Genomic DNA, 12,429 nt, shown 5'->3' with positions numbered 1-12,429 from the left:
CGACCTCCTCGATTCAGGGGCGCGTCCAACCGCGCCATGAATCCTTGAGTACGGCCCATCCCTGTCAGAATCTGTCAGCAAATGGCACGCGTCAGCCGAGTCATGCGTCTGGTCGACTTTCTCCGGGGCCGGGAGGCCACCACCGTCGCGGAGATTTCCGCCGCACTGGGGGTGAGTCCGCGCACCATCCACAGGGACCTCGCCACCCTGCGGGAGCAGGGCCTGCCCATCGCCAGTGACACCGGGCCGGGAGGCGGCGTTCGCTTGGAGCGAGACAGGGGTGTCACCGCCGTCCACCTCGGCGTCGAGGAGGTCGTCGCGCTATGGCTGGCCGCGAGCCTATCGTCGACGGGGAGCGCGTTGCCGTGGGGGAGCGCGGCGCGCTCGGGGCTCGACAAGCTCTTCGCCAGCGTGCCGAGGGAGCGCTCCCGGAGCATGCGCGAGCTCTGCCAACGCGTGGTGGTGGGCCGCCCCGCGACAGCCCGCGTGCTCTCGGAGCTGGGAGCGCCTCCCGAGGAGCTGCTCGCCATCTTCGAGCAGGCGTTCCGCGAGCAGGTGTGTCTCGCATTCGACTACGAGGACCGCCACGGGAAGAAGAGCCGCCGCTGTGTGGAGCCACACGGGCTGCTCGTCGAGTCCCCGGTCTGGTACGTGCTGGCGCGCGACGTGGAGAAGTCCGCGGCGCGCATGTTCCGGATGGACCGCGTCCACCGGCCCAGGCTGGTGCCCGAGCGCCGCTTCACGCCTGACATGGAGGGGCTCAAGGCCCAGGCCCTCGCTCAGCGGAGCAAGGGCCCGGAGTGAGCGGGGCTCAGCCCTGCGAAGGGGCGGCGCGCGGACGGCGCGTCTTCTTCGCGGCGGTGATTTCCAACGACAGGTCCATGGCCCGCGCCGAGTGTGTCAGCGCCCCCATGGAAACGAAGTCCACGCCCATCTTCGCCAGGCGCGGCAGCCGGTCCAGGGTGACGCCACCGGATACCTCGAGCGGTACACGCCCGGCCGCCAGCTTCACGGCCTCGCGAATCTGCGCGTCGTCCATGTTGTCGAGCATCACCACATCGGCGCCGTGCTCGAGTGCCTCGGCGAGCTGCTTGAGGTTGGTGACCTCAATCTCGATTTTGCACAGGCGAGGACCGTTCGCCTTGGCGAGCCGGAGCGCCTCGGAGATGGAACCACCGACGGCCGCGATGTGGTTGTCCTTGATGAGCACGCCATCGAAGAGACCGAAGCGGTGGTTGGTGGCGCCGCCCATGCGGACGGCGTCCTTGGCCAGCACGCGCATGCCAGGGGGCGTCTTGCGCGTGTCCAGCACCTGCATCTTCGAGCCCCGCACCGACGTCATCGCCTGCTGAGCCAGGGTGGCGATGCCGGCGGCGCGCTGGACGAGGTTGAGCGCGGTTCGCTCGGCGGCGAGCAGCGAGCGCAGCCGCCCGTGACACCGAGCGGCCACGACCTTGGGTTTGATCTCCTGGCTGTCCTGGCGGAGCAGCTCCACCTCGACGTCCGGGTCGACCTTGTGGAAGACGCGCGTGAAGGCCTCCAGCCCCGCGAGCACCAACTGCTCTTTGGCGACCAGCTCGGCACTGCCCTCCGCGTCAGGCGGAATGAGGGCCTGCGAGGTGACGTCTCCCGCCGCCCCCAGGTCTTCGTCAAGGGCGAGGTCGATGAGCCGATCGAGGTAATCCTGCTGCACGTCTCCTCCTGCTACCGCCGGGCCTTGGCCCGTGCCGAGGGCTTCGCCCGGGTGACCTTCTTGGCCGCCGCCTTCTTCGCGGAGGACTTCTTCGCGGGAGCTCTTCCGCCCGCCTTCTTGGCCGCCGCCTTCTTCACGGGAGCCTTCTTCGCCGCGCTCTTCTTCGAGGAAGCCCTGCCCGCGGCCTTCTTCGCCGCGCCCTTCTTCGCCGAAGCCTTGCCACCCGCGGCCTTCTTCACCGAAGCCTTGCCACCCGCGGCCTTCTTCACCGCAGCGGCCTTCTTCGAGGAGGCCTTACCACCCGCCGCCTTCGCGGCAGCCCCCTTCTTCGCGGGAGCCTTGGTGCTCGCGGCCTTCGCGGAGGCCTTCTTCGCGGGAGCCTTGGTGCTCGCGGCCTTGGAGGGGGCCTTCTTCGCGGCTGCCTTCGCCGGGGCGGCCGTCGCCACGGTCGGCTTCTCGCTGGAAGCCTTCGGGGCCTTCACGGCCACCGGCTTCGCGGGAGCTTCGCTGACCTCGGAGGCAGTCGCCTGGGGCTTCGCCTTCTTGCCACCCGTGCGCGCGGGCTTGGACGCCGTGCCCTTGGACGGAGCCTCGCGGGAGTCGCCGCCCTCCTTCGCCTTGCCGAACTCGCGCATCGCGTCGTCCACGAGCCCCATGCTCATGTACGCGACGCCCAGGTCATGGTGGTCCGTGGGAGACAGGCCTTCCTTCGTCCCCTCGCGCAGCTTCGCCAGCGCGTCCTGCACCTGGGGGTCCTCCTCGGGCACGCGGCCCTCATCCCCCATCTCACCCTTCAGTTCCTGGCCCAGGTCCACGCCGCCCTTGTCTTCCTTCGACGGGGCGACCTTCACCTGGGCTGGCTGGGAGGGGGAGGCACTCTCCTCGGTGGACGTGCTGCTGCTCTCGGTCGGCAGATTCTCAGGCATGGACGGCTCCGGGGCGATCCGCTGCAGGTGATCTTCGAGCTTAGCCTTGCGCTCCTTCAACTCCTGCACGCGAGCGCGGTCCTTCTCCACCACGTCGGGCGGCGCCTTGGCCACGAAGTTGGGATTCTCCAACTTGCGCAGGATGCTGGCCGCCTCCTGCTCCGAGCGGGCCATCTCCTTGCGCAGCCGGTCCCGCTCCGCGTCCAGGTCGACGAGCCCCGCCAGCGGCACGTAGATCTCCAGATTCGTCGCCATGAAGGCCGCCGCCTGGGGAGGCTTCGGGCCCGGAGGCCCCACCTGCACGTCGGACAGGCCCGCCAGGGGCAGCAGGTAGCCGCGCCAGCGCTCCAGCAGCTCGCGCGTGCGAGCGTCCGGGCTCTGCACCACCGCCTTCACCTTGGTGGCCGGAGACAGGTTGCTCTCGCCTCGGATGGTGCGCAGTCCCTCGATGGCCGCGATGACCGGCGCCATCTCCGACTCGGCCGCCTCGTCCACCAGCGCCGTGTCCGGCGTCGGGTACGGGGCAATCATGATGCTCTCCGTCGGCCGGGTCATCGGCAGCTTCTGCCAGATCTCCTCGGTGATGAAGGGCATGAACGGGTGGATCAGCCGCAGCACGCGATCCAACGCGTAGACGAGCACCGCGCGCGTGGTGTCCTTCGCCGCCGGGTCCTCGCCATAGAGCGAGCCCTTGGCCAGCTCGATGTACCAGTCGCAGAGCTCCGCCCAGAGGAACTGGTACAGCGTGGAGGCAGCCTCCGCGAAGCCGTAGACCTCCAGCGACGCGCTGGCCTCCGTCGTCGCGCGCTGCAGCCGCGAGAGAATCCACCGGTCCGCCAGCGTGAGCGGCAGCTCCTTCGGCGAGCGGCCGTCGTACTGGTACCCCCCCATGTTCATCAGGGCGAAGCGGCTGGCGTTCCAGAGCTTGTTGCAGAACGCCTTGTAGCCGGCGAGCCGGTCCATCGACAGCTTGATGTCGCGGCCCTGCTGGGTGAGCGAGGCGAGCGTGAAGCGCAGCGCATCCGCGCCAAACGCGGGCATGCCCTGCGGGAACTTGTTCTTCAGCGTCGCGTTGAGCTGCTCGGGCTTCGCGCCGAGAATGACGTCCAAGGGGTCGATGACGTTCCCCTTGACCTTCGACATCTTCTCGCCCTTCTCGTCGCGCACCATCGCGTGCAGGTAGACGGTGCGGAAGGGCACGTCGCCCATGAAGTGCAGGCCCATCATCATCATCCGGGCGACCCAGAAGAAGATGATGTCGTGGCCCGTCTCCATGACGGACGTCGGGTAGAAGGTCTTCAGCTCCGCGGTGTCGCGAGGCCAGCCCAGCGTGGAGAACGGCCAGAGCGCGGACGAGAACCAGGTGTCCAGCACGTCCGAGTCCTGGATGAAGCTCTTGCCGCCACACTTGGGGCAGGACTCCGGCATCGTGCGCGCGACGATGGGCTCCGCGCGAGCGAAGTCCACGCCGCCCACCTTCACCGTCGGGGCATCCAGCGGCAGGTCCGTGTCGTCACCCTGCCGGGGGCTGCACGACGTGCAGTAGTACGCGGGAATCTGGTGGCCCCACCACAGCTGGCGGCTGACGCACCAGTCGTGGATGTTGCGCATCCAGTGGAAGTACGTGTTCGTCCACGCCTCGGGGACGAACTTCGTGCGGCCCTGCTCCACCGCTTCAATCGCGGGACGCGCCAGCGGCTCGATCTTGATGAACCACTGCGGCGACAGGCGCGGCTCCACCACGGTGGTGCAACGCTGACAGGCGCCGATGGACAGCTTGTGCGGCTCTTCCTTCTCGAGCAGCCCCTGCTCCTGCAGGTCCGCCAGCACCGCCTTGCGCGCCTCGAAGCGGTCCATCCCGGCGTACTTGCCGGTGTCCTTCGTCATCCGCGCCGCTTCGTCCAGGATGGACACCATCGGCAGCTTGTGACGCAGGCCCGTCTGGTAGTCGTTGAAGTCGTGCGCGGGCGTCACCTTCACCACGCCGGTGCCGAACTTCGGGTCCACCAGCTCCGCGTCCGCGACGATGGGAATCTCGCGCCCCGTCAGCGGCAGGACGACGAGCTGGCCGGCCAGCCCCACGTAGCGCTCGTCCTCGGGGTGGATGGCCACCGCCGTGTCGCCCAGCATCGTCTCCGGGCGCGTCGTCGCCACGGTGAGCGTGCGGTCGCTGCCCTTGATGGGATAGCGGATGTGCCAGATGGAGCCGTTCTTCTCCTCGTGCTCGACCTCCAGGTCGCTCAGCGCCGTGCGGCACGAGGGACACCAGTTGATGAGCTTCTGGGCCCGGTACATCAGGCCCTCTTCGTACAGCCGGACGAAGACCTCGCGGACCGCGGCGGACGACGGCTCGTCCATGGTGAAGCGCTCGCGGCTCCAGTCCAGCGACGCCCCCAGGAAACGGTGCTGTTCGCCGATGCGGGCGCCGTACTTGCCCTTCCACTCCCAGACGCGCTTGAGGAACGCCTCGCGACCGATGTCGTGACGGCTCTTGCCCTCGGTCTTCTTCAGCTCCTTCTCCACCACCATCTGCGTGGCGATGCCGGCGTGGTCCGTGCCGGGGAGCCAGAGCGCATTGAAGCCGCTCATCCGCTTCCAGCGCGTGAGGATGTCCTGGATGGTCGCGGTCAGCGCGTGACCGATGTGCAGGCTGCCCGTGACGTTGGGCGGGGGCAGGACGATGGAGAAGGCGGGCTTGTCGGACGTCGCCGCGGCGCGGAAGTAGTCGCGCTCGAGCCAGAAGGCATAGAGGCGAGCCTCGACCTCGGTGGGCTCGTAGGCCTTGGACAGTTCGGTCGTATCGGTCATTGAAGACGGCCAGCCCCCCTGAGGGGGCCGGCGGGGAAGTCAGGAGGTTTGCGGCGAGAAACTCGCCTCAGTGCTGCGTCTCTCGGTCCTTGATCAGCCGCTCGAGCTCCTGGCGGATGATCGTCTCCGCGAGCTGCGGTACGACCTCCCAGGCAATCTTCTCGATGACCTCACGGGAAGCCTTGGACAGCGCCTCGCGCAGCAGGGCCTCGCCCCCATCCGCCGCGGGACGGGCGACCGGAGGCCCCCGCTGCGCCGGAGCGGCCGGAGCCACGGGCCCACCCATGTCGAGCGAGATCTCCTCCGCGCCGCTCGTGTCGGGCAGCGAGTCCTCGATGCTGATGGCGGGCTGCGCGGCCACGGGAGCCGGAGCGGCGGGAGCGCCCAGCCCGAACGGATCCCTCGCGCGGGCCGCCGGCTGCGGCGCGCCACCCTGGATGGGAGGAAGCGGCGTGGCGCCCGGAGGACGCGGCAGCCCCCCCGGCATCCCCGGCCCCGGAGCGCCAGGACGGGCCACCATGCCCGGAGCCCCAGGGCCCGGCGGCATGCCTGGACGAGGAGGCATGCCCGGCGCGGGAGCACCCGGCGGAGGCGGCACACCCGGACGCGCGACGGCGCCCGGCGGCATGCCCGGCCCAGGAGGACGCGCACCCGGTCCCGGCGGCATGCCCGGCCCAGGAGGACGCGCACCCGGCCCCGGCGGCATTCCAGGCCCGGGAGGACGCGCACCCGGCCCCGGCGGCATTCCAGGCCCAGGGGGACGCTGCGCCATGCCCGGCCCCGGCGGCATGCCAGGCCCCGGAGGACGCGGCGCCATACCAGGCCCCGGCGGCATGCCCGGCCCGGGAGGACGCGCACCCGGCCCCGGCGGCATTCCAGGACGGGCACCCACGGGCGCCGCGACGGGCGCGGGCTGCGGCGCCACCGGAGCGGCGGGCGTGGCGGAAGGACGAATCACCTGCGTGGCGATGGAGGCCGGCAGCGTGTTGGACTTCTGGCCGACCAGCGCCTTCACCTTGTCGAGCAGAATCTGGCTCTCGAAGGGCTTGGTGACGTGGTCGTCCGCGCGGGCGGCGCGAGCCCGGTTCTCGTCGAAGGCCTCGAAGGTGCCCGCCAGCAGCATCACCGGGATGCCCTGGGTGGCGGGGTCGTTCTTCAGCGCCTCGCAGACCTCGTAGCCGCTCTTGCCCGGCATCGTCACATCGGCGAGGACGACGTCCGGGCGCATCTCGCGCACGCGCGAGATGGCGTCCAGCCCGTTGTCCACCGCGGTCACCTGAAAGTCCTCGGTCGCGAAGATCATGCCGATCACCTTGCGAATGGTGAGCGAGTCATCGGCGACCAGCAGATTCTTGGGCATCGGTATCGGGCCTCGGGGGCGTCGACCCCCCTGAATTCGTTGAGAAATCCGGCCGAGAAAACCTTCTTCACGGCACGGTATCAAGCCCGGCAGCTTACGGTTTGCGCTCCGGGACGATCAAGAAAACATGCGCTGCAGGTCAAGGAACAGCACTGGCTCCGGCAATCCAGGGACGCGGAAGCTTCCCGCGGTGTCGTCCGGCTCGAAGCGCTGCAGGACACCCAGCACTCGCGTGGCCGTCAGCCCTACGTTACGCCCCGCCAGTTCCGCCAGGAGAAAGAATGGCTCGGGCGCGGGGGGAGCCCCCAGCAAAGCGGGAACCGAACAGATGGGCCACAGGACCTGGGCATGCGGAAAGATACCGGCCACCGGTCCGCTCTGCACGGGCAGGACGCTGAAGGACTCACCCCGCTCCACCACCTGAGACACGAAGGCCAGGGGAACGCCGAACAGGCGCCCCTGTGACTCGAAGACGAGCGCCCGCTCGGGCACGGACTCGGCCCAGTGCACGGGGCGCGGGGGAGCAGGCGTGGCCCGAGGCCCCACCCGGTGCGGCAGCGCCTCCGCGATGAGCTCCAGGTACAGCCGCTCCTTGTGGAGCACCGCGCCCCGGCTCAGCGGCGCCAGCGAGTCCGCCAGGCCCGAAGGCAACAGGAAGAACGGCGCGCGCGCGACATCCGCGACCTCCACCACCGAGCGGACCCGCACCGCGAGCGTGGGACTTACGTCGAGCACCACCACCATGCCCACGTCCGGCTCCGGCGCGCCGCCGAGCAGCGCCGCCAGATCCTTCACCTCGAGCACGCCTCGCAGGTTGCTTCCATGGGAGCCAGGCATCGCCACTTCCATGACGGATGTGGCTTCCACGGCATAACGGGTCTCCCCGGCTTCGACGAGCAAGCAGAGTCGGCGACCGCTTTCGAAGGGCGACACGGGAGCGACCCTAGCAGCGTTCCGATGGATGGTGCTAAGCCATGCGGGAGATGGCGCGCATCCTCCTCGTCGACGACGAAAAGATCGCCCGCACCCTCTACGGCGACTACCTCACGGCCGTGGGGCACACCGTCACGGCGGTGGCCACGCTCCACGAGGCCCGACAGGCGCTCGCCGCGGACCGCTTCGACGCGGTGGTGACGGACCTCATCCTCCCCGGTGGCGACGGCATGGAGGTCCTCCGGCACGTGCGGGAGCGACACCCGGGCGTGGAGGTCGTCGTCATCACCGGCCTCGACAAGGTGGACCCCGCCGTGCGCGCCATCAAGAGCGGCGCCGCGGAGTACCTGGTCAAGCCCGTGGCACCAGAAGCCCTGCAGCACGCCGTGCGCCGCGCGCTCACCACCCGCGACCTGATGCGGGAGAACGCCTCCCTGCGCCGACATGTCGCGCTGCTGGAGGCCGGGCAGCGACTGGCCACGACGCTGGACCGGGAGAAGCTGGCCACCGCCACCACCGGCGCGCTCGAGTCCATGGGCTCCGCCAACGCCATCGTCCTGCTGGAGCGCGACGCCGCGGTGGGCCTGCGCACGCAGGGCACGCGCGGGCTGCCCACCGGCGCCGAGGAGACGGTGGTCGCCTGGCTGCGCGAGCAGCTCCTGGAAGCGCGCTCCCCTCGCGAGCTCGAGGTGCCGGACGTCCCCTTCCAGCGAGTCCTCACCTTCCCCGCCGTCGAGGGCGACGCGGTGCTGGGGCACGCGGTGCTCTTCTACGCGGACGCCCGCGACAGCGAGGGCAGCGCCTCCGAGGCCGCCAGCTACCTGGTGCGCAACTGGGCGCTGGCGCTGCGCAACCTGGGTCGCTTCGCGGCCGTCGAGGACCTGGCGTACATCGACGACCTGACGCGCCTGTTCAACACGCGCTACCTGCACCTGATGTTGGACCGGGAGTTCCAGGACGCGCCCCAGACGCACCGCCCCTTCAGCCTGCTGTTCCTGGACCTGGACCACTTCAAGTCCATCAACGACAACCACGGCCACCTCGTCGGCTCGAAGCTGCTCGTGGAGACGGCGCGCGTGGTGAAGGGCTGCGTGAGAGACCATGACGTCGTGGCGCGCTATGGCGGCGACGAGTACGTGGTGATGCTGCGCAATACCGACTCGGGCGGGGCCCTCAAGGTCGCCGAGCGCATCCGCCGCACCATGGAGACGCATCGGTTCCTGGCGCGCGAGGGGCTGTCGCTCAAGCTCACCACCTGCATCGGCGTGGCGAGTTTCCCCGAGCACACGCGAGACAAGGCCACGCTGCTGGATTTGTCGGACCGGGCCATGTACCGCGGCAAGCGCGGCACCCGGAACGTCGTCTACATGGCCGCGCAGGACCTGGAAGCCCCCCCAGCCGAACGTCGCCAGGGAAGCACCGGCACCTAGCTCAGGGCCGCATGCTGCCGACGGTGAGGCGCTTGACGATGCTGGGCTCCGGCGCCTCGGCGCTGGCGCCCTCCTTGCCCACGGCCTCCACCGACTCATGCGGGGCACCGGAAATGATGAGCTTGAACTTCTCCACCGCCTCCTGGGCGTGCTGGGCCTGCTCGGGGTCCAACCGGGCGATGAGCTGCCAGAAGAGGGCGGCGTGCTCACGCTCCTCGTCCATGACGTGCCGGAGGATGGCCTTGGCCTCCTCGTTGTCGGTGGCGTCGATGTGGGCGGCGTAGAGGTTGATGGCGTCCAGCTCCGCCTCGATGTTGAGCCGGATGGAGCGGGCCAGCTCGGCGTCGGTCATCTTCCGAGGCACGAGGGAGTGGAACGGGTCGGTCTGCGGCATGAGAGGCCCTCCGAGGCCGGGCGACGGCGTCCAGCAGGCTGGGCGACGCGGGAAGAACGCGGGGAGCATCCGCGTCCCCGGCGGGCCGGTCAACGGATTCCCTCCAGGCGCGTTGCGTGGGATGGGCCGCCTCCGTCATGCTTCCCGACATGGAGATTCCCGCGCCGCTCGCCCAACTGCTCCAGGCCCTGGACGCGGGGGACCTGCCAGCCGCGCGCACGGCCGCGGCGGCGCTCCAACGCTCCGGCCTCCACGCCACCCAGCTCGCCGCGGAGGTGCTCCACGAACTGCGCCAGCCCCTGCTCGGCGTGAAGGCCTATGCACAACTGCTCGCCGAGGACGGCGGCCCCTCCGGCCCCCTGCGCCTCTTGATGTCCCAGGTGGAGCGGATGGAGCAGATCGTCTCCGACTTCATCCGGCTCGCCAGCGAGCGACATGCTCCGCAGCAGCGACTGTCCCTGGCGGCGCCCATCTGGGCCGCTGCGAAGCTCTTCAGCGTCAACCCCGACTCGGCGCGAATCTCGCTGGAGGTGGAGGCCCCGGAGGACATCTCCGTCCAGGGCAACTCGCGCCTCATCGAGCAGCTCACGCTGAACCTGCTCAACAACGCGCGCGACGCCATGTCGGGGCGTGGACGGGTGAAGGTGGTGCTCACGCGCGAGGGCTCGGCGCCCGTGCTGTACGTGGCGGACTGGGGCCCGGGCATCCCCGACGAGCTGCGCGAGCGCATCTTCGAGCCGTACGTCACCGCGAGCAAACGCGGCACCGGCCTGGGGCTCGCCGTGTGTCGACGAATCGCCGAGGAGCACCATGCGCGCATCGACCTCGCGCCGCAGGGTGCGCTGCGGGACGTGCCGGCGCCGGCCACGGTGTTCCGCGTGCAATTCCCCGCCTCGGAGACGGCACCCGGGCCGCGCAAGCGCCTGCTGGTGGTGGATGACGAGACCATCATCCGCATGGTGTTCCGCGACTTGATGGGCAAGGAGTGCGAGGTCATCGAGGCGGCGAGCGGCGAGGAGGCGTTGGACCTGCTGCGCGAGGCGCCCGTGGACCTCATCGTCACGGACAAGAACCTGCCGGGCCTGTCCGGGCTGGAGCTGGCGCAGCAGGCGCGCCGGCTGTCCGCCACGTCGCGGGTCATCCTGATGACGGGCTATCCGTCGCTGGTGACGACACAGCAGGCGCTGGAGCTGGGCGTGGTGGACTACCTGCTCAAGCCCTTCGACGACATCCGCGAGGTGCGCACGCTCTTGCGCTCCACTCTGGCGGCGCCGCCCACACAGCCCGGCGCCGCGGCCCAGGTGAAGCGCGTGGACGTGCTGGAGGACAACCCCGCCACCGCCGCGCAAATCGCCGAGGCGCTGGAGTTGATTGGCCTGGAAGCCCGCGTGCTGCCCACCTCGGAGCTCATCGCGCTGGAGCCGCCCGCGGGCGTGGTGGTGTCCTGGGACTTCGCGCCGGCCTATGGGCGCAAGGCGCTCGAGTTGGGCAAGGCCATGGCCCAGGGAGCGCCCTTCGTGGTGCTGGCCGAGCACCTCACCATGGAGACCGCGCTGGAGTCGCTTCGCGCGGGGGCCTCGGCCTGTCTGCCCAAGCTGCTGTCCGACACCACGGCGCTGAGCCGTGAGCTGAGCCGCGCGTTCAAGAAAGGCGTCCCATGAGGCTTGCGCTCCTGTCCGTCCTACTGCTGGGTGTGGCGTGTTCCTCAAACAAGCCCCCGGTGCAGGGCGAACCGGACGCGAGCGGCCCGGAGGACTCGGGCTCGGACGCGGGGACGCAGCCAGACGGAGGCGTGGACCCTGGCGACGGCGGCTCGGGTGATGACGGCGGCACGGGCGCCGACGCGGGGCCCGGTGAGGACGACGCGGGAAGCTGCGAGCCACCTCCGTCGGTGCGGGAGTCCCTGCTCGTGCCCGGGCTGAACAACCCCCGCCGACTCGCCGTGGACGCGACGGACATCTACATCTCCGAGTCGCACTCGCTGCGGCCCAATGCCCCGGCAGGAGAGGGACAAATCCTTCGCCTTCCTAGAGCTGGCGGAGGAGCGACCTCCGTTGCCAAAGGCTTCTTCGCGCCGGATGCCATCGCGGTGGACGCGAAGAACATCTATCTGCTCGACCAGGAAGGTCTCTGGCGCGTGGACAAGGCCACGGGCGAGCGCGGCACATTGCCCATCGAGGCCTCGTTGAACAGCGTCATCACGGGAGGCACCGATATCCGCATCGGACGCCTGTCCGGAAAGGACGTCCTCGTCGTGGCGACAGGGGCCCGGCGCCTCGTCCGCGTCGACACGACCGGGGCCACGCCTTCGTCCCTGGTGCTCTTCGAGGGCACCGTCGACACCCAGGTCCGTGGCGCGCGCATCGACGGCACCGACGTGTGGTTCCTCGTCACGGGAGGCACCGAGCCAGGCCTCTACCGCGTCCCCCTGGACCTGGACACGCCGGCCCAGCGCGTGGATGCGAGCATCACCACGGGCACCTCGCTGGAGCTCACGCCCACGCATTTCCTCATCACCGAGGGCGGCGGAGGCACGGGTCGGCTGCTCAAGTTGCCCCGCGCTGGCGGCGAGGCCCGCGTGCTCGCCGAGGGCCTGCAAGGACCGCTGTTCCCGGTGGAGCTGAATGGCGCCGTCTACTTCAAGGACGCCGTGCCCCGCTCCTCCGCCTTCCTGCGCCGGACCCGGGGCTGTCCTCCCGGCACCTCCGACGCGGTCGGCCCCGAGGGAACCGGCCCGGGTGGACTCATCGCGGACGGCGACACCCTGCTCTTCACATCCCAGGAGAGCGGCACCGGGGGCGCCGTCGGCCGCGTTCCCTGAAGTTCCATCCCCTACGAAAGACAACGGCCCCGGCGCCTCGAAAGAGGCATCCGGGGCCGAGGCC

General features: G+C 70.0%; 9 protein-coding genes. 4 read left to right on the top strand and 5 right to left on the bottom strand.

Translation table 11 applies throughout. The features are described from left to right. The first annotated feature begins 81 nt into the window (after positions 1–81). The gene (locus tag HUA78_RS30160) at positions 82–804 is read left to right on the top strand and encodes a YafY family protein (protein WP_174477720.1); all 723 of its coding nucleotides are present in this window, start codon (positions 82–84) and stop codon (positions 802–804) included. A gap of 7 nt (positions 805–811) precedes the next feature. On the opposite strand, the gene nadC is transcribed toward HUA78_RS30160, so the two are convergent. The 4 genes from nadC to HUA78_RS30140 form a co-directional block, all read right to left on the bottom strand. Beyond that, entirely contained in the window at positions 812–1,693 is an 882-nt protein-coding gene (nadC, locus tag HUA78_RS30155) for a carboxylating nicotinate-nucleotide diphosphorylase (RefSeq protein ID WP_174455614.1), read from the bottom strand. A gap of 11 nt (positions 1,694–1,704) precedes the next feature. Next, on the bottom strand, positions 1,705–5,427 hold the full coding sequence (locus HUA78_RS30150) for a valine--tRNA ligase (protein WP_174477719.1): 3,723 nt from the start codon (positions 5,425–5,427) through the stop codon (positions 1,705–1,707). A gap of 67 nt (positions 5,428–5,494) precedes the next feature. Beyond that, a complete protein-coding gene (locus HUA78_RS30145) occupies positions 5,495–6,787 on the bottom strand; it encodes a PleD family two-component system response regulator (protein ID WP_174477718.1) in 1,293 nt (430 codons plus the stop codon). Between the two features lie 117 nt (positions 6,788–6,904). Then, the gene (locus HUA78_RS30140) at positions 6,905–7,720 is read right to left on the bottom strand and encodes a chemotaxis protein CheW (RefSeq protein ID WP_141645757.1); all 816 of its coding nucleotides are present in this window, start codon (positions 7,718–7,720) and stop codon (positions 6,905–6,907) included. 50 nt (positions 7,721–7,770) lie between these two features. On the opposite strand from HUA78_RS30140, the gene HUA78_RS30135 reads away from it, so the two are divergent. Beyond that, positions 7,771–9,150, top strand: a complete 1,380-nt coding sequence (locus tag HUA78_RS30135) for a diguanylate cyclase (RefSeq protein ID WP_141645769.1) — start codon at positions 7,771–7,773, stop codon at positions 9,148–9,150. A 1-nt stretch (position 9,151) separates the two neighbouring features. Here HUA78_RS30135 and HUA78_RS30130 read toward each other — a convergent pair whose 3' ends face one another. Beyond that, positions 9,152–9,544, bottom strand: coding sequence for a demethoxyubiquinone hydroxylase family protein (locus tag HUA78_RS30130; protein WP_174477717.1), 393 nt, complete (start codon positions 9,542–9,544; stop codon positions 9,152–9,154). A gap of 149 nt (positions 9,545–9,693) precedes the next feature. Here HUA78_RS30130 and sinK point away from each other — a divergent pair, with 149 nt between their 5' ends. Both sinK and sinM read left to right on the top strand, forming a co-directional pair. Further along, on the top strand, positions 9,694–11,205 hold the full coding sequence (sinK, locus tag HUA78_RS30125; protein WP_174455878.1) for a hybrid histidine protein kinase/response regulator SinK: 1,512 nt from the start codon (positions 9,694–9,696) through the stop codon (positions 11,203–11,205). After that, entirely contained in the window at positions 11,202–12,365 is a 1,164-nt protein-coding gene (sinM, locus tag HUA78_RS30120) for a signal integration modulator SinM (protein ID WP_174477716.1), read from the top strand. The genes sinK and sinM overlap by 4 nt, the downstream gene beginning before the upstream one ends. Positions 12,366–12,429 lie beyond the last annotated feature (64 nt).

This window comes from Myxococcus sp. CA033, assembly GCF_013336625.1.
In the GTDB taxonomy this organism is placed as follows: domain Bacteria; phylum Myxococcota; class Myxococcia; order Myxococcales; family Myxococcaceae; genus Myxococcus; species Myxococcus llanfairpwllgwyngyllgogerychwyrndrobwllllantysiliogogogochensis.
Note: the sequence above shows the minus strand (reverse complement) of the source record. Positions and strands in the feature narration are given on the sequence as shown.

Excerpts from the sequence above, each read along its gene's own strand:
- sinM (WP_174477716.1), top strand. The coding sequence starts at position 11,202 with ATGAGGCTTGCGCTCCTGTCCGTCCTACTGCTGGGTGTGGCGTGTTCC.
- HUA78_RS30145 (WP_174477718.1), bottom strand. The coding sequence starts at position 6,787 with ATGCCCAAGAATCTGCTGGTCGCCGATGACTCGCTCACCATTCGCAAG.
- HUA78_RS30160 (WP_174477720.1), top strand. The coding sequence starts at position 82 with ATGGCACGCGTCAGCCGAGTCATGCGTCTGGTCGACTTTCTCCGGGGC.
- sinK (WP_174455878.1), top strand. The coding sequence starts at position 9,694 with ATGGAGATTCCCGCGCCGCTCGCCCAACTGCTCCAGGCCCTGGACGCG.
- HUA78_RS30130 (WP_174477717.1), bottom strand. The coding sequence starts at position 9,544 with ATGCCGCAGACCGACCCGTTCCACTCCCTCGTGCCTCGGAAGATGACC.
- HUA78_RS30135 (WP_141645769.1), top strand. The coding sequence starts at position 7,771 with ATGGCGCGCATCCTCCTCGTCGACGACGAAAAGATCGCCCGCACCCTC.
- HUA78_RS30150 (WP_174477719.1), bottom strand. The coding sequence starts at position 5,427 with ATGACCGATACGACCGAACTGTCCAAGGCCTACGAGCCCACCGAGGTC.